Raw genomic sequence first — 20957 nt, 5'->3', positions numbered from 1 at the left:
CTTAGGCAAGGCGAGGTTCAGTGAAGAAGGAAAAATCTCGATATGGATATATTTGACCATATTTTGAGTAGCAGGAAGATTGATGTCTAAGGATTACGCAAAATTGGCATTAGAAATGCATGAAGTTAATAAAGGGAAAATAAATGTAGAAAGTAAGGTAGAAGTTAAAACTAAGGATGATTTATCAACAGCATATACGCCAGGTGTTGCAGAACCTTGTCTAAAAATACATGAAAATCAAGAGGATGTTTATAGATATACTTCTAAAGGTAATTTAGTAGCAGTAGTTAGTGATGGAAGTGCTGTACTTGGATTAGGCAATATTGGTGCTGAAGCAGCTATACCTGTTATGGAAGGTAAATCTATATTATTTAAGCAATTTGGAGATGTAGATGCTTTTCCAATATGTTTAAAGACTAATGATGTAGATGAAATAGTTAAGTCTGTGGAATTAATGGAACCAGTATTTGGAGGAATAAATTTAGAGGATATATCTTCTCCAAGATGTTTTGAAATAGAAGATAGATTAAAAAAATCTTTGAGTATACCTGTTTTTCATGATGACCAACATGGTACTGCAATAGTAGTGGCAGCAGCAATAATAAATGCAATAAAGTTAATTGAAAACAAAAGAATAGAAGATTTAGAAATAGTTATAAATGGAGCAGGTGCTGCGGGCATAGCAATAGCAAAAATATTACTTAAAATGAATGTTAAAAATATAGTACTATGCAACAGAAGTGGTGCACTGGAAGCTAACATGGAAAGATTAAATTTGGTTCAAAAAGAAATGTTAGATGTAACTAATATAAGAAATGAAAAAGGTTCTTTGAAAGATGTTATAAAAGGTAAAGATGTATTTATAGGTGTTTCAGGTCCAAAAACTGTAACAAAAGAAATGGTTGAAAGTATGTCTGAAAAACCAATAATACTAGCAATGGCAAATCCTACTCCAGAAATAATGCCAGAAGAAGCAAAATTAGGTGGAGCGTTTATAATGGGAACTGGTCGTTCAGATTTCCCTAATCAAGTTAATAATGTTTTAGCATTCCCAGGAATATTTAGAGGGGCACTTGATGTGAAAGCTAAAGAAATAAATGAAGAAATGAAAATAGCAGCTGCATATGCAATTGCTAATACAATAACTGATGAAGAAATATGTCCAGAATATATATTACCAGATGTATTTAATAAAAATGTAGTAAAAAATGTTGCTGAAGCAGTTAAAGAAGCAGCAATAAAGACTAAAGTAAATAGAATATAACCTTTATTTAAGAATCAAAAATTTAAGTGAGTAAATAAAATATAGACTAATAGAATTTATATCTTAATATATAATTTTATTAGTCTTTTTATTTTTAATATGACATAATCATGTCATATTAATATTGCTATAATTTAAATATGGTTAGGAGCCAAAGAAAAATATACAAGGAGTGATTATAATGGAAGAAACTAGATTTTGTCAATGTTGTGGTATGCCAATGGGATGTACTAATGAATTGTATGGAACAAATAAAGATGGAAGTAAAAGTGATGATTACTGTAGCTATTGTTTTAAAGATGGTGAATTTACTGCTGATATAAGTATGGAAGAGATGATAGAAATCTGTATACCTCCTATGGTTCAAAGTAATAAAGGTATGACTGAAGATGAAGCAAGAAGTATGATGAATAATTTCTTTCCAACATTAAAGCGCTGGAAATAAGCTTATACAAAATCAATAACTCATATAAAATTCATTAAAACTTAATACTATAAACACATTAACTCTATATACTAATATTATTATATTTTATTAAATAATGTATTGGAGGAGTTAAAATGAAAAATTTTATTGAGAAGTTGAAAAAAAGTTTTGGAGTGAAGCAATTTAAAAAAATATCAAAAGTTTCAATTATAATGTACTGTTTATCTATTTTGTTGGTTATTTATGGTATATATGTATTTATAAATTGTACTGAATATATATATACTATGCTATCTACAAAACAGTTAACAGTCACAGGGAATGAATATAACATTATAAATTATTATATGAGTAACTTTAGTCAGTATATAATATTTGCTATTTTACTTGCATCAATGGGATTTGTAATACAAAAGCTAGGGCATATGAATTTCGATAAGATGGAACTTAGTGGTAACTATTCAACAAATATTAGAAATATAAGTGATATTTCTATAGGTAATGGTAAAGATAATGAAATGTTTGATAAAGGCAGTATTGAAAATAGTATTTTAAAAAAATAAATAATATAAATATATAAAATATGATTAAATAAAGCTTAGAATACTTAGTGTATTTTAAGCTTTTTTAATTATTAAGATTTCAAAGTATTAAATTAATGATATAAAATCATATAAAAATAATTTTAAAATATTTAAATCATTGATTTCAAGGTATTGTATTTTTAACAGAGTAAAAATATAATAAGTTAGGTATATAATATATGAAAAATAAAAATAAATAAAATGGAAGTGATTGAGATGAGTAGTATATTGTTGGTTGAAGACGATTTAAGTTTGATATATGGGTTAGAATTTTCTATACAAAAGAGTGGATTTAGTGTTGATATAGCAAGAACAGTAAAAGAAGCATTGCAAATGTACAAAGAAAAAAATTATGATTTACTGCTTTTGGATGTATCCTTACCTGATGGTAATGGTTTTGATATTTGTAAAAAGGTAAGAGAAATTTCTAATGTGCCAATTATATTTTTAACTGCTTCTGATGAAGAAGTAAATGTAGTAATGGCGCTTGATATGGGTGGAGATGATTACATAACAAAACCTTTTAAATTAAATGAGTTAATTTCAAGAATAAAAGCTTTGTTTAGACGTTATAATTTTACAAATGAAAATATAGCTGAATTAAAATCAAATAATATTACTGTTAAATTACTTGAAAATCGTGTTTTTAAAAATGAAATTGAGCTGGAACTTACTACAGCAGAATATAAATTATTGTGCCTACTTATGAAAAATAAAAACATTGTACTTACGAGAAAAAATATATTGGACAAGCTATGGGATGGAAATGGTAGTTTTGTAGATGATAACACTTTGTCTGTATATGTAAGAAGACTAAGAAATAAGATTGAAGATAATCCAGAAAATCCAAAATTTCTATTAACAGTTAGAAGAATGGGCTATAAATGGAATGTTATAAAGTGAGGGTGTTAATATGAAGATATTTTCTAATAAAGACATAAAAATATTTTTTTTGGCGATTATATCCGTTTTATTGATGTTTATGGTAGTAGGTCAAGTAGTAGTTGTAAATATAACCAGTGATTATAAAAGAGCATTGGTACAACATGATTATAATATAGCTGGATATTTACAGAGTATGGGTGTTGATAAATCAAAAATACCAGCAGTATTCACTACTAATGAAGATAAGTATCTTCTAAAAGGAAAAGAAATCTTAAATACAGCTGGATATGACTTTGATACAGATGATAGTTTTATGCCAAGTGTGAAATTGTTTCAAAGTAAATATATAAAAACTATGTTTCTGTATTTATTTATGTTCTTTGCTTTGATTATTTTTATACTGTATGTGTATTTTTTTAGGCAACAAAACAAGATAGAAGAAGCTAGTTATAAAATTGATTCATTTATGAATGGAAATATAAATGTACGGTTAAATACTTATGAAGAAGGTAGCTTATCAAAGTTATTTGGTTCAATAGATGCTATGTCAACATCTCTAAACACGCATATATTGAAAGAAAAACAGAATAAAGAATTTCTTAAAAATACAATTTCAGATATATCACATCAACTAAAAACTCCACTTACTGCATTGATGATGTACAATCAAATATTGCAAGAAGAGATTCATAATAGTGAAGTTATTGAAGGTTTTGTCCAGAAGAGTCAAAATGAATTAGAGCGTATAGAATCATTGATACAAAATTTATTAAAGATTACAAAGATAGATTCAAAGACAATAATTCTTAACAAAAATAGTGTTAACATAAAAAAAATGATTACTAAAATTTTATATAGTTTTGAAACTAGAGCAGAAAAAGAAGGAAAGATTATCTCTATAAGAGGCCTAGAAAATACAAACTTATTTTGCGATTATGAATGGATGTCAGAAGCTTTAAGTAATCTTATAAAAAATGCATTAGATAATACAAAAGAGAACGATAAAATAATGATAGAGTGGATTGAAACACCTATAACAACTATTATTTCAGTAAGGGATACTGGAAATGGAATTCATATTGAAGATATACATCATATATTTAAAAGATTTTATAGGAGTAAGTTTTCAAAAAATAATCAAGGTCTTGGACTAGGGTTGCCACTAGTCAAATCTATCATAGAACAACACAATGGAACCATCACTGTAGAAAGTAATTTTTCACAAGGATGTACATTTACTCTAAGTTTTTTAAAGCTTACTAATATGTAAGATAGGATACATCTTACAGTAAGGTGTATGAATTATTATGATATTAATCAATTAGAAAGGTGAGAGAGCAAATGGATATTCTTATGGTTAATAATTTATGTAAAACATATGGAAATGGATACACAAAAGTAGAGGCGTTAAAAGATGTATCATTTACAATTTCTAAGGGAGAATTTGTGACTGTAGTTGGAGAATCTGGCTCAGGTAAGAGTACATTATTAAATCTTTTAGGAGGTCTTGATACTCCAACCTCAGGAAAAATATTTATTGATGGTAAAGAAATATGTTCAATGAAAGAAGAAAAACAGACTATTTTTCGACGTCGTAATATAGGATTTGTCTTTCAATCATATAATCTTATACCTGAATTAACTGTGGAACAAAATATAGTATTTCCTTTACTACTAGATTACAAAAAACCAGATACTATTTATCTAGATGAAGTATTGACAATTTTAGGTCTTAAAGATAGAAAAAACCATCTTCCAAATCAATTATCTGGTGGTCAGCAACAAAGGGTTGCAATTGGAAGAGCACTGATTACAAAGCCATCAATTATATTGGCAGATGAGCCAACGGGAAATCTTGACAGTAAAAATAGTAGTGATGTAATTTCACTTTTAAAAGTGACAGCAGAAAAATATAATCAAACTATTATTATGATAACTCATAATACAAATATAGCTTCTACAGCAGATAGGATACTGCAGGTTTCTGACGGAGTGCTTAAAGACCTGGGGGTGAATAGAGAATGAGAAGCTACTTAGAGCTAGTACCACAGTATGCAAAGGTACATAAGAAAAAAAATAAAACTACAATTTTATGTATTGTCATTGCAGTATGTTTAGTTACTGCTATTTTTGGACTAGCAGATATGGCTATACAATGTCAAAAAGTACAATTTATTAAGGATGATGGAAATTGGCACATAGTACTTAAAAATCTTAATGAAGAAGCTATATCAGAAATAAGTAGTAGAGTAGATATAGCTCACCATGGGAGAGGGCAAGTTGCTAAAAATGGAGAATTTAAATCAAGGGAGATTTTGATACAAGGTTTAGATGAAGATTTAGCAAAACAATTAGGTCTAGAAATAATAAAAGGGCGTTATCCTGTTGGAGAGAATGAAACTTTAATAGATATAGATGCAGTTAAGGAATTTAATTTAAAAGTAGGAGACTTTATAAAAGTAAGGTTGTCAGATGGGAGAGATAAAAACTATAAGATAGTAGGCGTATATTCATCAATGGCAGGATTAAAAGCCTCAGATAAACATGGATTGATGCTTTCAATACTAGGTATACAAGCTATTGAAAAATCAGAAACATATAATAATTATTATATTACATTTAAAGACAGAGTTAATATTAGAAAAGCAACCTCTGATATTAAAAACACCTTAAACTTAAGTGATAAACAAGTTGGTAAAAATGAAAAATTACTTTCTATTATAGGTCAAGGTGACTCTGATTATTCTAAACCACTTTACTTGACAGCAGGAGTACTTTTTATACTTGTGTTAATAGCAAGTATTATCATGATATACAATAGTTTTAATATGGGTGTAGTAGAGAGAATAAAATTTTTTGGACTATTACGTTGCTTGGGAGCATCAAAACTCCAAGTCAAAAAATTTGTTGTTTTAGAAAGTTTAATTCTAAGTGTAAAGGCTATTCCAATAGGGGTGTTATTAGGAAGTATTGTAACCATTATATCCTCTATATTTCTCAAATATGTGAATACAGAGTTATTTGGTTCGATGCCAATTTTAAAGGTTAGCTTTATAGGTATTGTGTTTGGAATAATAGTAGGATTTTTAACAGTAATATTATCAGCTGTTGTTCCAGCAAAAAAAGCTTCTCGAGTATCGCCACTAAGTGCTATACGTGGAAATCTAATGTTCAAAGAAATTTTAACTAATGAAAAAGCAAGTAAAATTGCTAATGCAAGAAGTTCTAAAATTGATACTTCTATGGGAATAAATCATGCTTTTTCAAGAAAAAAATCTTTTATACTGATGACTTCTTCATTTGCTATTAGTATTGTGTTATTTTTAGGTTTTAGTGTATTTATAGACTTTATGTATCAAGCACTTAAACCTATAAAGCCAGAAGCTGCTCATATATCTATTGTTGACCCTGACTTTAAATCTGTTCTTACTAAAGAAGATATTAATGAAATAAGTAATATCAAAGGAATAAAAAAAGTATATAGTAGAATGATGACAGATATAGAGGCTACATATGATAATAAAGGGGCAAAATCTCAGCTAATTTCTTATGAAAAGAATCAATTTAACTGGGCTAAAAAGTATCTAGTAAAAGGGGAAATTAATGAAGAAAAATTAGAGTCAGAAAATCTTGGATTGGTAGAGGAAGGTCATGGGTTTAATATTGGAGATAAGATATATATTAAAAATGGAAATTCTAAGAAAGAGATAGAGGTAGCGGGTATACTTTCTTCAACTCCATTTGATGTTAAAGACAAATATATTGGAAATATTATAACATCTGAAAATACTTTTACAAATGTAACAGGTATAAAAGACTATATAATAATTGATACTCAAGTTGATGAAGATGCTCCTGGAAATTTAATTCAAAATATAAGAAGTATGCTAGATGATACTTTAGAGGTTCGAGATAAGCGACAAGGTAACTTAGAAGCTAAAAATTCATTTTACACTATGGCAATTTTTGTATATGGGTTTGTATTTATAATTGCGATTATAAGTATGTTTAATATCATAAACAGTATGAGTATAAGTGTTACAAGTAGAATAAATTATTATGGTATTATGCGTGCAATAGGCATGTCCAATAAGCAATTAAGAAAAATGGTAATAGTAGAATCAAGTACATATGTTTTAAGTGGGTGTTTATTGGGTAGTGTACTTGGATTAATATTACATAGGTATATATTTGTATCTTTAGTAACATTAAAATTTCATATAGAGTGGCAAATACCTTTTGATTTACTGTTTATCATTGTGGTGACTATGATACTAATAACTTTACTATCAGTAAGAAAACCAATTAAAAAGATTTGTGAATTAGACATAATAGATGTAGTAAATGCGCAATAAATATAGGTAGTAACTTAAACAAAAATCGAAGTAAATATGAAATAGAAAATATCTTTCATTTTTACTTCGATTTTTGTGTTATATAATTTACTTTAGATAAGTTCCATCTTCATCTTGATAAATTAAGTCTTTCTTCATAAGTACTCCAAGAGCACGTTTAAAATTTTTCTTACTTGAATTAAATAAGATAGAAATATCTTTAGGGTCAGATTTATCATTAAATCTCATATATCCATCTGAACCTTCTAAATAGCTTAAAATTTTATTTTCTAAGGTATCAAGTTCATCTTTTCTGTTTCCTCTAGGAGAAAGCCCTAATTTACCATCATCATATATTTTTATAACATGTAAATTTTCAAGAACATCTCCAGCTTTTAATTCTGTAAAGTATTCATTATGAAGGATTACACCAGCGTATTTATTGTCAACACATATCATAGCAGAGTTGTTGGTTTGGAATCCATACACAACTCCATTTACCACATCCCCTGCATTGTAAGTATGGTCTGTCTCTAAATATGAATCTATATCTGTAGTAGCAGCTATTCTTCCACTTTTATCTAAATATATATAAAATAAATATTTTTCATCTCTAAACAATGGATAAGTCTTAGCTTTAAAAGGAACTAGTATGTCTTTTGTAAGCCCCATATCTATAAAAGTACCAATGTCTGTGTTATCAACTACTTTTAGATATGCAACATCTCCAACTTTAGCTAAAGGAGGTATTAAAGTTGCAGCAGTTCTATCCTCAGAATCTTTAAATATAAAAGCATTTACTTCATCGCCTATATTTATTTCATTTTTTCCTATTAATCTATTGTGAAGAAGCACATCGTCCTTTGTGTTATTAGTTTGTCCATCTAGGAAATATCCAAATTCTGTTTTTCTCTTTACTATAAGCTTATTAAAATCACCTATTTTTATCAAATTAAAATCATCCTCTCATTTTATATTTACAATTTAGTCATACTACTCTTATGTAGTAGTGTTTCACAGTATATGTATTAGTATTAGTGAAATTTATAATAAATAATGTAATTATTCATGTATTTTCAATTATTTAGCTTCTTATATAGTATAAACTCCAATTTCTTTTTTGTCTTTAGATTTTCCTAAAATTTTTACAAAATAAGTTAAAAGTATTGAAATAAATTTTCTTTTAAAGTATAATTGGTATATACCAAAATTGGTATATACCATATTGAAAAGTGGTGATTTTATGAAAATAGTAGATAAATCTAGTAATATACCATTGCATACTCAACTAAGTGCCATAATAAGAGAGATGATAGAAACAGGTGAGCTTAAAGAAGGTGATGCAATAATACCAGAAAGAGAACTTTGTAATATACAAAATGTAAGTCGTATGACAGTGAATAAAACTATTGTTGGCTTAGTTACAGAAGGTCTTCTTTACAGGGTACAAGGAAAGGGTACATTCGTCGCAAAGCAAAAAAAGAAGTATCAGTTCTCAAATGTAAAAGGTTTCACTGATGTAATGAAGGAAAAGGGAGTAAACATAAGAACGGATATATTATCCTTTGAGATGGAACTACCAGACGATTTAGTAAAAAGAAAGCTTGGAATAAGTGATAATACAACAAATATATATAAAATTATTAGACTTAGATATACAGATGGAGAGCCATTTGGATTAGAAATAGTGTATTTATCAGAAGAAATGTGTAAAGGTCTTACAAAAGGAATATTAGATAATTCTTCATTATATAGAGTTTTGAATGAAAAATATGGCTACAAGATACAAAAAGCTGAGCAAGTAATGGAGCCAATTATACTTTCAGATGAAGAAAGTAAGCTTCTTGAAACAGAAGAAGGTTCTTTAGCCCTTAAACTTCATAGGAATTCTTATAATAAAGAAGGTAATCCTATAGAGTATACCATATCGATATTTAGAACAGATAAATATCAATATGAAATAGTATTGAGTGAGTAGGTGAATAAGGTGAAATGTTTAATTAATGGGAAAATAGTATTAAAGAATCAAATTTTAGAAAATAAAATATTAGTATTTGATGAAAAAATAATTGATATAGCTGATGAGATACCAAAAGATTGTGAAGTTATAGATGTTGATGGTAAATATATATCTCCAGGTCTTATTGACATTCATATACATGGAAATATGGGAAAAGACACAATGGATTCAACTGATGAATCTATTGAGACAATTTCAAAATCAATAATGAGACATGGTGTAACATCTTTTCTTCCAACTACAATGACAATGGATAAAGAGCATGTTTATGATGCACTTGAAGTTATTAAAAAAGCTAAAAGTAGAAAAACTGGAGGAGCTCAAGTATTAGGAGCACATTTAGAAGGACCTTTTATAAATGAAAATTATAAAGGGGCACAAAATGAAAAGTTTATAATAAATTCAAAATATGAATTTATCAAAGAATACAAGGATGTTATAAAGGTCATAACTTATGCTCCAGAAAAGGATATAGATTTTGACTTTACTAGAGAAATCAAAAGATGTACAGATATAGTTTTATCTATTGGTCACAGTAATGCAAGTTATGAGCAAGCTAAGGAAGCTATAAACTTAGGTGTAACAAATATAACTCATATGTTTAATGCAATGACTGGATTAAACCATAGAGACCCTGGAGTTGTCGGTGCAGCACTTACAACTGATGTATATAGTGAATTAATAGCAGATACAATCCATATAAATAAAGATTTATTTCAATTTATATTGAACAACAAAGGTAGAGAAAGATTGATTTTAATAACAGATTCTATTGAAGCAGGTGGGCTTGAAGATGGAAATTATGCTCTTGGAGGTCAAAAAGTTATAGTTAAAGGTAATGAAGCAAGACTTGAAAATGGTGCATTAGCTGGTAGTGTATTGTCTTTAAATAAAATGGTACTTAACTTTCTAAATAATACAAACCTTAGAGTAAATGAAGCAATTAATTTAGCATCCTTAAATCCAGCAACATCTTTAGGCATAAATGATAAAAAAGGAAGTCTAGATATAGGTAAAGATGCAGATATAGCTGTGTTTGATGACAACTTAGACTGCAAGATGACTCTATGCTTAGGAGAAGTAGTATACAAAAATATGTAGCATGTAAAAAATAAGCTTTAAAGAAAATAAAAGATATTTAAAAATAGTAATAAATTAAACTTATATCAGTGAAAGTATTAGCTAAAATTTAGGAGGAACAAAATGAGAGTATTAGTATGTAAAGATTATGATGGAATGAGTAAAAAAGCAGCTGAAATGATAGCGGCTCAAATAGTTTTAAAGCCAAATTCAATACTAGGATTAGCTACAGGAAGTACACCAATAGGTATGTATAGAGATTTAGTTAAGAAATATAATGAAAATATAGTAGATTTTTCAGATGTAATAAGCTTTAATTTAGATGAATACTATAAGTTGCCAATATCTAATGACCAAAGTTATGATTATTTTATGAAAGAAAATCTTTTTAATCATGTAAACATTAAGTCAGAAAATACTCATTTACCAAATGGAATGGCTGATGATATTGAAAAAGAATGTATGAATTACGAAGCTTCTATGGATAGAGCAGGTGGTATAGATGTACAAGTACTTGGAATAGGCCGTAATGCTCATATAGGTTTTAATGAACCTGATAATAAATTTGCAAAAAGAACTCATGTAGTTGAATTAACAGAATCTACAATAGAAGCTAATGCAAGATTCTTTGAATCAAGAGAAGATGTTCCTAAAAAAGCTGTAAGTATGGGAATTGGCTCAATTTTAAAATCTAAAAAAATATTACTTTTAGCTTCAGGAGAAGAAAAAGCTGATGCAGTATATAAAACTGTTTATGGCGATATAACTCCAGAAGTTCCTGGTTCTATACTTCAACTTCATAAAGATACTATAGTTATAGTAGATGAAGCAGCAGCAAGTAAGTTAAACCCAGAAGATTACAAACTAGTATAAGAATACGAAAGATAATTCTAAAAGAATAGCTATCTTTGAATAATTTTGATTATTTAAAGATAGCTATTTTTATTTAAACTATTTAATATATATACTATTTCTTGTAAAAACTTGTTATTAAAAAATATCCAAATAATATATTAAAAATTGTTATGCTTAAGAATTTGTTATCAGTTATAATAATGCTACCTACAATTGGTAATCTTCCTATTCCAAAATTAAAGATTAATATAGGCATTGCTGATAGTAAAAGAAATGGTAAACAAAGAATAATCAATCTTGGTACATCAATACTCCAACTGCCACTTTTTCTATATTCATTAAGAAATGATTCAAATCCCAGCAATAATCCAATGGGACCACATGAAATTAAATTAATAAAGAGAAGCTTATTAAAGTTGAAGGCAAAGTCAGTGCGAGTTTGTACATAGTAGTCAAAATTCAGCTTTACAACTAAAAGATATAGAATAACTAAAATAATCAAAAATAAAAAATATCTAATTGACTTTTTCATTTTAAATTCCCCTTTCAAAAGAATTTTATCTAGTTTGATTTTGTTATAACCTAAATTTTATTGAACTGATTCAAGAAAAATCTAAAATAGTTGAAGTAGTGAGATGAACAGATTTTAATATGCAAAAATTTATTAAAAAAACAATAAATTATAGTATTTAGTATAATTATAATGGTAATAGTTAGAATATTCAATAAAAAACATGACAAATATCATTTTTAATAAAAAACGAATAAATATAGTCGATTATTGAACTATTACGTTGTACTATTTCTTATATACAATTCAACAATATTATCGAAAGCTTATATTTGCCATAAATTTGCCTTAAAATCCAAACAAGTTTGAAACTAACGTACTACAAAAAACTGATATAATTTAAGTATAGGAGAAAAATTGAAATAGAAATCTTATTAGAAATTAGTAGTCAATTAGTATATTAGATTATTTAATTTAAATTAAAAGTGAAATAAGGAGGAATTTTTTATGCAGAAATTAATTTATATAGCAGATGATGAAGATAATATTAGAAATTTAGTAAAGACGTTTTTAAAAAATGAAGGTCACAATGTTGTAGATTTTAAAACTGGAGATGAACTTTTAGAACAATTTAATAAAAAAGAATGTGATTTAGTAATCCTAGACATAATGATGCCAGGTTCAAGTGGATTTGAAGTATGCATAAAGCTTCGTGAAAAAAGTACAGTACCAATAATAATGCTTACAGCAAGAGATACTGACATAGATTATATCACAGGAATAACTTTGGGAAGTGATGATTATTTTACAAAACCCTTTAGTCCTATGTCACTGGTTATGAGAGTAAAGTCTATATTTAGAAGGATTGAATTTGAGAAGAAACAGAATTATGATAAGTGTAATGATTTTTTAGACATGGAATTAAAATTTGGAGATGTAACAATAAATAAAAAAAGTAAGATGGTTACAAGTAAAAATATCAATATAGATCTTACACCAAATGAATATAATTTATTGACATATTTATTTGAAAATAGAGATAGAGCAGTCTCTAGGGATGAATTGTTAAATAAAATATGGGGATATGATATAGAAGTTGAGACAAGAGCTGCAGATGATACAGTAACAAATAGTTTATAAAACTTTATAAAAAAATTATAAAAATATAAACTATACTGCGTATGTAGAGAAATCTGCATAGGACACCACTTTAAAACCAGTAAACCCTAAAGCTCTACTACCACAATAAAGGATAGAATCAGAAACCTTTATGATGGGGAGAAATCATAACAAGTGTAGAGATGGCATAAGGTTAAATCCTAAGTGCTTATACAATGGAGATTTGGTCGCCAAGCCTAGAAATAGGAAGGTCAAACGACTAGACCGAGAGGTCGTAAAGCCCTAAGCGATTGAGGGAAGAAATGGGTGGCTCTTAACAGGTAATGCTGAAGATGAAGAAATAGTCTTTGCACGTTCTGAAAGGAAGTGGTTATTAGCGTGAGCGAAATAGCATCTACAAAGTAGCGATTGTAGATAAAAATGTATAAACTCTATAAATTAATATAAATACTTTATAATTCGTCAAATGTTAAATTAAATAAACTTGTAAAAAAAGAAACTCTCTATTTATGAGTGTTCCTGTAATTTTCACAATGGCTATAATTAGATTATAAAAGTTCTAAATCCAAGGGTAAAGTTTAATGGAAAGTATTGGTACTTGTCACTAGCAATGGAAGTTGAGGAACAAACTGATATTAAACTCACTAATGAAAGTGTTGGTGTTGATTTAGGTATCAAGGATTTAGCCATAGTTAGTAATATAGATGAGCCTTTTAAAAACATTAATAAATCAAAAGAAGTTAAAAGATTAAATAAAAAACTTAGAAAACTTCAAAGGCAAGTTTCAAGGAAATATGATATGTTGAAAAGTGGTAACACCTTTCAAAAAGGTGAGAAACTTTTAAAAACTCAAAATATCATAAAAGTTGAAAAGCAGATAAAACTTGTCTATAAAAAACTTTCTGATATTAGATTAAATCATATACACCAAACTACTAATACAATAGTGAAAACCAAGCCTTGTAGAGTAGTAGTAGAAGATTTAAATGTAAGAGGTTTATTGAAAAATAAACACTTGTCTAAATCAATTTCAGAGCAATGTTTTAATACGTTTATAACTATACTTGAATACAAATGCAAATGGAACAAAATTGAATTTGTTAAAGCAGATAGATTTTATCCAAGTAGTAAAATGTGTTCATGTTGTGGAACTATCAAAAAAGATTTAAAGTTAAAAGATAGGACTTATGTATGTCCTAATGAAAAATGTAATCTTGTGATTGATAGGGATAAAAATGCAAGTATTAATTTAGCAAATTATAAAAGTAATCGCCAGTGTGGTTACTTAAATTAGCATAGAAAATCAAATAAAAAGATTGTGCTAATATGTAGACATTGACGAGGTCGAATTTAAGCCTTTGGACTGCCATATTAAACTAGAGTAGATATTCTTATGAATTTCAAAATAGGGCAGGATGAAAAAGGAAATAAAACTATAAAAAATATAAAGTATTTATATAAATTTATAGAGTTTATACGTCAGTAAAGAGACTACGTAAAAAAATTTTAGAAACAAATATTTTAATAGAAACTGTCTGGGGATTTGGGTTTAGATTAAAGGAGAAAAAATCAGATGGAAAATGAAAATAATAAAAGTATAAAAAATCAAGTTAAATCATTATTTAAATTGAAATTTTCAAGGAAAAATATAAGTATAAAAACTAGGATTTTAGTGAGCATATTAGGTTTGACAGTAGTGGTTTTCTTGATAATATTAGTATCTTTTAACATATTGGTCAATACATATATAAAAACAACAGCAAATGAAGAACTTACAAAATCTACAGAAATGATAGAACATATGGATAGTAATTTTAAGCCTATTAAGCCTCCGCAGAATGATGGAAAGCTACCTCCTAAAGAATTATCGAACTTTATTAGAAATGTACAAGATAAGGTTAGAATGGCAGAGATGCAATCAGATGCAGATGCAATGGTAGTTGATTCTAACTATAAACTGATATTTCCAACTAGAGAGGATGATTTTTTAAAAAATATTGATGAAATGGATTTGATTAGAACTTATATTCAAAATGAAAAATTGGATTTAAATTCAGATAATAATACACGTGTTTCTACTGGAAATAGAGATTATTATATTTCCACTGTAAAAATTACTAGTATAAATGATGAACAAGATAATTATTTAATACTTTTTATAGATATATCAAAGACTTTAAATTTAGCCCAGAAGATAAATATTGTATTAATATCTGTAATGTGTTTTGCTGGGATATTGGCGATATTTACAGCTGTGATTTTATCTGAAAAAATTGCAAAACCTATAAAAGAGTTATGTGGATTTGCAAAAAAAATAGGTCAAGGAGATTTTAAAAGAAATTACTTTGATTTTTCGGATAAGGAGTTAGTAGAGCTTTCAAATGTTATGAATAAGAGTGCTGAATATCTGGATAAGTATGATAATGAGCAAAAAATATTTTTCCAAAATGCATCTCATGAACTTAGAACTCCACTTATGTCTATTAAAGGATATGCAGAAGCTATAAAGTATAATATTATAGATAGCAAACATGCAAGTGATATCATACTTGAAGAAAGTGATAGGTTAAATGATATGGTTGAAGATTTACTGTATATTTCTAAAATAGATAATATCACTAAAGATTATGAAATGGTAGAATGTGATTTAAGAGAAGTGCTTTCAAACTGTGGCTCTAGGCAAAATGTAAGAGCTATAAATAAAGGAATAAAGTTTAATTATGAATTTGAGGAAGACATGGTTCTATTTGAATGTGATGAAAAAAATATATCCAAAGCATTTATGAATCTTATAGAAAATGCTTTAAGATATGCTAAGAGTGAAATTAAAATAATATGTAAACATAATCAAAAAAATATAGTTGTAATAGTGGAAGATGATGGAATAGGAATTAATAAAGAAGATTTACCTCATGTATTTGACCGATTTTACAAGGGAGTTGGCGGAAATCATGGAATTGGATTATCAATAGTTAAATCCATTGTAAATAAGCATGGAGGTCGTATATATGTAGAAAATGGGAAAAAGGGTGCTAAATTTACTATAGTGTTTAAGTTATAAAAAAATATAAAGAGTAATTAAAGAAAATATAGTAATATTTAAAGTTGTTTTTTACATATATCTATTGTATACTGTTGAAAAAAGAAGAATATCAAGCTGACATATATTGTAAAATTTGACATTTAAAGTACGTGTTTAAATATAGATAGAGAAAGGAAAAGTAAAATCTGAGGAGTATTTAAGTTTAAAGAGACCCTTGATTTTACAAAAAATTATTTATGAAAGAACAACTGCTTTTTGATATTACAAATTTAGTAACAGTTGTGTTTGAAGCCTTTGTTGTCCATATGTTTTTATCAGATTTTTTAGGTCAAAGAGAAGAATATACAAAAGCTATAAAATATGCTAGATTGGGTTTTATGATATGTTTAGGTATTTCTAATTTAGTAACTTTAAATCCTATAGTAACAATGCCTTTAATTTTTATCCTTATTTTTTCGTCCTCATTTTTGTATGAAGGAAATATAAAGACACGATTATTTGCGACTGTATTACTAAGTTCATTTTTTATACTATCAGAAGTTGTAGTTACAAGTATCTTTGTTTTATTTATAAAAGAAGATTTTAAAATAATGTTTGAAAATAATAGCATAAGAGTATTAGCTGTAATTTTATCAAAAATTGTTTTTTTATTTATCTGTAAAATTGTTTGCCTTTTTAAAAAGGACATACATTCAGATATGCCAATAAAATATTGGCTTCCTTTACTTGTAATACCTTTATTTAGTGTATTTTTATCTATTTCTATTTTTGATATAAATAAATTTTTTCCAGCTCAAAGTTTAAAAATTTTAAACTTAATATCAAGTGTTGGTATTTTATATATCAACTTTATTGTATTTTATTTATTTAAATCTATTATAGAAAAGACTAAATTGTCTATGAAATATGAAATGCTTGAAAAAGAAGTAGTTCATAAGGAAGAATTAAGGCTTAGTAATGAGCGTTACAAAACTATTGTTGAACAGACTGATTCTGTTGTTTTTGAATGGAACATCAAGGAGAAGAAGTCATTTGTGTCTCAAATTTGGACTGAAAAATTTGGATATAGTAGTGTTTGTGAAAATATTTTTAAAGAAATTAGAGATAAAGATTTAGTTCATCATGAAGATTATAATATCTTTGAGAGTTTTTTTGAAAGTATTCAAAAGAATAACAAACATAATCAAGCAGTTTATCGTTTAAGAAAATCTAGTGGTGAGTATATTTGGTGTAGAACATCAGCAACAAATATTTGTAATAATGAGAATGAGATTTTAAAAGTTGTGGGAGTAATTGTAGATGTAGATAATGATATAAAAAAATATGAAGAATTAAAAACTAGAGCAGAAAGAGACTCCCTAACTAATGTATATAATAAAGGGGTATTTGAAAAATTAGTAGAAGAAGCTATAGTCATGAATAAAGGTGATAAAAAAGATGCTTTATTCATTATTGACTTAGATGATTTCAAAGAGATAAACGATAATTTTGGACATCCATTTGGAGATTTTGTACTAAAAACTTTTGCTGAGAAGATTCAAGCTAATTTTGATAATGAAGATTTAATTGGTCGAATTGGTGGAGATGAATTTGTGGTATATATGCGAGATTATTATACAGAAGCAAATATACATAAAAAAGCAAAAAAATTAAACAGAGTTCTTACAGATAATTACAAAGATTTAAGTTTTAGCTTTGAGGCTTCTGTTAGTATTGGTATTGCAAGGTATCCTCAAAATGGAAATTCATTTTTAGAATTGTTTAAAAATGCAGATAGAGCACTTTATAATGTAAAGGCATCTGGAAAAAATTCATATTGTTTATTTGAAGAAGATATTTATATACATTAATTTTAATACAATAAAAATTTGATTAATATGTATAGTTATGTGATAGATGATTATATAAATCTTTAGAATATAATTATAACTTGGAACTACAGTTAATTTTGTGAAAATACAAAACTAGCTGTAGTTATTTTTAATTGTAAACATCACTTAGGCAAGTAGTCTATTTTTTTATTAATTTCAAGCATCCTTATAGAAATATAAATTTGAAGTATTTCATCAGCATAATTTAATGTAATACCGGTAATTTCCTTTATTTTATTAATTCTATAAAATAAAGTATTTCTATGAATATTTAAAATCTTAGCTGCCTTACTGGGGGAGTTACTGAAGTATATATATTGTTTTAAAGTTTCTAAGAAATTAGAACCATTTTTTTTATCCTCTTCCATCAATTTAGTTACAGCAGGATGATTAAGATCATATAAATCATAGTTTGCACTAAGTAGCTCGTAAAGTATATATGGTATGCTTTTTCCAAATGGAGAAAAATTTATACCATATTTTTGAGCAATTTCACTGGCTCTTTTAGCTTGATTATAATATTTATGGCTATCAGATAACTTTGAGAATTTTGAACTTATACCAGCATAAAGTGAATTTAGCTTTAAGTAATCAATAAAATCCTTATTTTCACAATCGATTAAATTAGGAATCAAGGAATCATTAATAAAAACAACTAAAGCAGATTTATATACTACACAGTTATTAGAAGGTATAAATGCACTTAAAGATTGCATAATAAAAGGTACTTTACTGTCAAAAGAATTATTATCCTTGTTTACTATTACCATTATATTTAATGAATTTGATTTAGTCCAATTTAAATAGTGAAATCTTTTACTTATAGTATCATCATCTATATATTTTTTTTCCAATAAATCAGAAAGTATATAATTAGGAATAAGTTTTTTATCTATATTAAATAAATTATTTTTTTGTAGTTCAAGAGAGATGGCTTTATTAAGTGATTCTAATAGTTTAAAGTGAAAATTCTTAAAGGGTATTTTCAATTCACAGACGGCTATATGAGCTACCTCGATTTCTTCTACACATACTGATGAAATTAGTGTGCCAAGCCAGTTATTTGGTTTATTTTCATCTTTAGTAGATTTGTTATAATATATTTTTTTGTGTATATTTTGATATTTTATGTAATTTATAGTTTCTTCATTTAAATATGTGTCACCATTAGAATCTTCATTAAGTTGCAATATATCCTTAACATTACAAGAATAAGCTAAGACTTTGAAGCTAGAATCTCTAACTATTATAGGATAGCCAAATTCCTCATATGCTATATCAATTAAATATTGTATGCCTTTATTTTCAGAGACTACATTAAAAAATTTTTGAGAAGATAAACTAATATGTATTTCTTGATTGATGACATTTAATAGTTCACTAAAAAGGTCATATTTTTCTTTTTTAGACTTTATGATACAAATATTTGAATTTAAATTGTATATTTTCAAATCACTGTTATTTTCATTCTGTATAAATATACCTAAAAAATTTATATTGGTCAAATTTACAGGAATATCCGATATATTTCCTAAATACAAACATCCTGAAATAAATTCAGTCTGCTTATTTTTATAAATATTTAAGCTGGTGATATCTATATCTTCGTCTGAAAATGGCTTTAAAACTGATATATACTGAGATATTTCTTTCATTAAATCTATTAGTTTCATTCTAAAACTCCTATAATCATATTTGATTGTGCTATAGCACAATCACTATAATATATTTTACAACAAAGTTTAAATTGTAATACATAGTTTAGATAAAATTATTTATATATAATTAGTTATATAAATTAAGAAAGATTCAAAGTAATAAAAATAATAACTTAATAAAAGGTAAATGTCTTAATAAATTCAAAAATAAAAGGAGTGTAAGACTATGGCAACAACTGAAATTGCAAATGCTAGAATATTTGATGGAGAAAAGCTCTTAGAAGCAAAAAGTATTGTTATAGAAGATGGATTAATATCATCAAAAACAACTGGTGACATTATTGTAGATGGGGAAGGATGTACTTTACTTCCAGGATTTATTGATTCTCATATACATTTAGATAGTATAAAAAACCTGGAGGATGCAACTAACTGGGGTATAACTACTATGCTTGATATGGCAACTGATAGTAAAGAGATAGTAGATTATTTGAGAAATAGAGAGGGATTAACAGATATTCGTAGTGTATATGAACCTGTAGCACCAGCAGCACATCCTCACCTTATGGGAATGGGATTTAAAGACAGTAAAATATACACTATTGAAGATGCTGAAAATTTTGCTAAGAAACAAATTAAACAAGGAGCAGATTTTGTAAAGCTTATAATAGAAGATCCAAAAACATCAAATACAGCTTTTGATTTTGAAACTATAAAAAGAGTAGTTGAAGTATCTCATGAAAATGGTAAAAAAGTATTCGCTCATGCACCTACAACTATAGCTTATGAATATGCAGAAAAAGCAGGTGTTGATGTAATAAATCACATTCCATTTATAGGTAAATTATCTGATGAGGTAATTAAAAATATAAAAGATAAAAATCTTATTTCAGTTCCAACAATAGTTATGATGGAAAAAATAGCATCAAATATAAATAAAGTCACAGGAAGAGAAGATATTAGATTAGAAACAGCAATAGAAAATACAGCAGCACTGAAAAAAGCTGGAGTAGATATACTAGCTGGTACTGATTCAAATAATGATGAAAACTCTGTCAGCATAGTAAAGCATGGAGAATCCATTCATCGTGAGTTTGAATTATTAGTTAGAGCAGGGCTTACTACAACTGAAGTACTTAAGAGTACAACAAGTTTACCAGCAAAATTATTAGAACTTGATGACCGTGGAGTAATAAAAGAGGGAAAAAGAGCCGATTTAGTAATGGTTGAGGGAGACCCAACTAAAGATATAACAGCAACTAGAAATATAGAAGGTGTATGGATAAAAGGTAAGAGAGTAAGATAG

General features: G+C 27.1%; 18 protein-coding genes. 15 read left to right on the top strand and 3 right to left on the bottom strand.

Features of this window, described 5'->3' with window-relative positions:
• Positions 1 to 82 precede the first annotated feature (82 nt).
• The 7 genes from KGF46_RS17995 to KGF46_RS17965 all read left to right on the top strand — a co-directional run bounded on the left by KGF46_RS17995 (position 83) and on the right by KGF46_RS17965 (position 7515).
• Positions 83 to 1264, top strand: coding sequence for an NADP-dependent malic enzyme (locus KGF46_RS17995; RefSeq protein ID WP_227830124.1), 1182 nt, complete (start codon positions 83 to 85; stop codon positions 1262 to 1264).
• Positions 1265 to 1445: 181 nt separating this feature from the next.
• A complete protein-coding gene (locus KGF46_RS17990) occupies positions 1446 to 1709 on the top strand; it encodes a zinc ribbon domain-containing protein (RefSeq protein ID WP_077705485.1) in 264 nt (87 codons plus the stop codon).
• Positions 1710 to 1825: 116 nt separating this feature from the next.
• The gene (locus tag KGF46_RS17985; RefSeq protein ID WP_227830123.1) at positions 1826 to 2254 is read left to right on the top strand and encodes a hypothetical protein; all 429 of its coding nucleotides are present in this window, start codon (positions 1826 to 1828) and stop codon (positions 2252 to 2254) included.
• A 237-nt stretch (positions 2255 to 2491) separates the two neighbouring features.
• Entirely contained in the window at positions 2492 to 3178 is a 687-nt protein-coding gene (locus KGF46_RS17980) for a response regulator transcription factor (protein ID WP_227861529.1), read from the top strand.
• A gap of 10 nt (positions 3179 to 3188) precedes the next feature.
• Positions 3189 to 4430, top strand: a complete 1242-nt coding sequence (locus tag KGF46_RS17975) for a sensor histidine kinase (RefSeq protein ID WP_227843028.1) — start codon at positions 3189 to 3191, stop codon at positions 4428 to 4430.
• 71 nt (positions 4431 to 4501) lie between these two features.
• Positions 4502 to 5185 carry an ABC transporter ATP-binding protein gene (locus tag KGF46_RS17970; protein WP_227830120.1) on the top strand — a complete coding sequence of 228 codons (684 nt, stop codon included), beginning with the start codon at positions 4502 to 4504 and terminating at the stop codon, positions 5183 to 5185.
• Complete coding sequence (locus tag KGF46_RS17965; protein ID WP_227843027.1) at positions 5182 to 7515, top strand: ABC transporter permease; 2334 nt, start codon at positions 5182 to 5184, stop codon at positions 7513 to 7515. Before KGF46_RS17970 ends, KGF46_RS17965 begins: the two co-directional genes overlap by 4 nt.
• An 87-nt stretch (positions 7516 to 7602) precedes the next feature.
• On the opposite strand, the gene KGF46_RS17960 is transcribed toward KGF46_RS17965, so the two are convergent.
• Complete coding sequence (locus tag KGF46_RS17960) at positions 7603 to 8445, bottom strand: S1-like domain-containing RNA-binding protein (protein ID WP_227830118.1); 843 nt, start codon at positions 8443 to 8445, stop codon at positions 7603 to 7605.
• A 292-nt stretch (positions 8446 to 8737) separates the two neighbouring features.
• Here KGF46_RS17960 and KGF46_RS17955 point away from each other — a divergent pair, with 292 nt between their 5' ends.
• From KGF46_RS17955 to nagB, 3 genes are all read left to right on the top strand, one after another.
• Positions 8738 to 9472, top strand: coding sequence for a GntR family transcriptional regulator (locus KGF46_RS17955; RefSeq protein ID WP_227436666.1), 735 nt, complete (start codon positions 8738 to 8740; stop codon positions 9470 to 9472).
• Between the two features lie 9 nt (positions 9473 to 9481).
• Positions 9482 to 10615, top strand: coding sequence for an N-acetylglucosamine-6-phosphate deacetylase (nagA, locus tag KGF46_RS17950; protein ID WP_227861530.1), 1134 nt, complete (start codon positions 9482 to 9484; stop codon positions 10613 to 10615).
• A 102-nt stretch (positions 10616 to 10717) separates the two neighbouring features.
• Positions 10718 to 11467 (top strand): glucosamine-6-phosphate deaminase, encoded by a 750-nt coding sequence (gene nagB / locus KGF46_RS17945; RefSeq protein WP_227830116.1) that lies wholly within the window; start codon positions 10718 to 10720, stop codon positions 11465 to 11467.
• A 94-nt stretch (positions 11468 to 11561) separates the two neighbouring features.
• On the opposite strand, the gene KGF46_RS17940 is transcribed toward nagB, so the two are convergent.
• Positions 11562 to 11981, bottom strand: coding sequence for a hypothetical protein (locus KGF46_RS17940; RefSeq protein WP_227862217.1), 420 nt, complete (start codon positions 11979 to 11981; stop codon positions 11562 to 11564).
• 486 nt (positions 11982 to 12467) lie between these two features.
• Here KGF46_RS17940 and KGF46_RS17935 point away from each other — a divergent pair, with 486 nt between their 5' ends.
• From KGF46_RS17935 to KGF46_RS17920, 4 genes are all read left to right on the top strand, one after another.
• Entirely contained in the window at positions 12468 to 13100 is a 633-nt protein-coding gene (locus tag KGF46_RS17935) for a response regulator transcription factor (protein ID WP_227862216.1), read from the top strand.
• Positions 13101 to 13626: 526 nt separating this feature from the next.
• Positions 13627 to 14373 carry an RNA-guided endonuclease InsQ/TnpB family protein gene (locus KGF46_RS17930; protein ID WP_413841516.1) on the top strand — a complete coding sequence of 249 codons (747 nt, stop codon included), beginning with the start codon at positions 13627 to 13629 and terminating at the stop codon, positions 14371 to 14373.
• A gap of 279 nt (positions 14374 to 14652) precedes the next feature.
• A complete protein-coding gene (locus KGF46_RS17925) occupies positions 14653 to 16140 on the top strand; it encodes a sensor histidine kinase (RefSeq protein ID WP_227830113.1) in 1488 nt (495 codons plus the stop codon).
• A 218-nt stretch (positions 16141 to 16358) separates the two neighbouring features.
• A complete protein-coding gene (locus KGF46_RS17920; RefSeq protein WP_227843024.1) occupies positions 16359 to 17972 on the top strand; it encodes a sensor domain-containing diguanylate cyclase in 1614 nt (537 codons plus the stop codon).
• Between the two features lie 143 nt (positions 17973 to 18115).
• Here the strand turns inward: KGF46_RS17920 and KGF46_RS17915 are convergent, their stop codons facing one another.
• Entirely contained in the window at positions 18116 to 19666 is a 1551-nt protein-coding gene (locus tag KGF46_RS17915; RefSeq protein WP_227830111.1) for a PucR family transcriptional regulator, read from the bottom strand.
• Positions 19667 to 19877: 211 nt separating this feature from the next.
• On the opposite strand from KGF46_RS17915, the gene KGF46_RS17910 reads away from it, so the two are divergent.
• Complete coding sequence (locus KGF46_RS17910) at positions 19878 to 20957, top strand: amidohydrolase family protein (RefSeq protein WP_227830110.1); 1080 nt, start codon at positions 19878 to 19880, stop codon at positions 20955 to 20957.

It is taken from the genome of Clostridioides sp. ZZV14-6153 (genome assembly GCF_020657855.1).
Taxonomy (GTDB): Bacteria; Bacillota; Clostridia; order Peptostreptococcales; family Peptostreptococcaceae; genus Clostridioides.
Note: the sequence above shows the minus strand (reverse complement) of the source record. Positions and strands in the feature narration are given on the sequence as shown.

Bases quoted from the DNA above. Each gene is read 5' to 3' on its own strand.
- KGF46_RS17995 (WP_227830124.1), top strand. From the start codon at position 83: ATGTCTAAGGATTACGCAAAATTGGCATTAGAAATGCATGAAGTTAAT.
- KGF46_RS17990 (WP_077705485.1), top strand. From the start codon at position 1,446: ATGGAAGAAACTAGATTTTGTCAATGTTGTGGTATGCCAATGGGATGT.
- KGF46_RS17985 (WP_227830123.1), top strand. From the start codon at position 1,826: ATGAAAAATTTTATTGAGAAGTTGAAAAAAAGTTTTGGAGTGAAGCAA.
- KGF46_RS17980 (WP_227861529.1), top strand. From the start codon at position 2,492: ATGAGTAGTATATTGTTGGTTGAAGACGATTTAAGTTTGATATATGGG.
- KGF46_RS17975 (WP_227843028.1), top strand. From the start codon at position 3,189: ATGAAGATATTTTCTAATAAAGACATAAAAATATTTTTTTTGGCGATT.
- KGF46_RS17970 (WP_227830120.1), top strand. From the start codon at position 4,502: ATGGATATTCTTATGGTTAATAATTTATGTAAAACATATGGAAATGGA.
- KGF46_RS17965 (WP_227843027.1), top strand. From the start codon at position 5,182: ATGAGAAGCTACTTAGAGCTAGTACCACAGTATGCAAAGGTACATAAG.
- KGF46_RS17955 (WP_227436666.1), top strand. From the start codon at position 8,738: ATGAAAATAGTAGATAAATCTAGTAATATACCATTGCATACTCAACTA.
- nagB (WP_227830116.1), top strand. From the start codon at position 10,718: ATGAGAGTATTAGTATGTAAAGATTATGATGGAATGAGTAAAAAAGCA.
- KGF46_RS17940 (WP_227862217.1), bottom strand. From the start codon at position 11,981: ATGAAAAAGTCAATTAGATATTTTTTATTTTTGATTATTTTAGTTATT.
- KGF46_RS17935 (WP_227862216.1), top strand. From the start codon at position 12,468: ATGCAGAAATTAATTTATATAGCAGATGATGAAGATAATATTAGAAAT.
- KGF46_RS17925 (WP_227830113.1), top strand. From the start codon at position 14,653: ATGGAAAATGAAAATAATAAAAGTATAAAAAATCAAGTTAAATCATTA.
- KGF46_RS17920 (WP_227843024.1), top strand. From the start codon at position 16,359: ATGAAAGAACAACTGCTTTTTGATATTACAAATTTAGTAACAGTTGTG.
- KGF46_RS17915 (WP_227830111.1), bottom strand. From the start codon at position 19,666: ATGAAACTAATAGATTTAATGAAAGAAATATCTCAGTATATATCAGTT.
- KGF46_RS17910 (WP_227830110.1), top strand. From the start codon at position 19,878: ATGGCAACAACTGAAATTGCAAATGCTAGAATATTTGATGGAGAAAAG.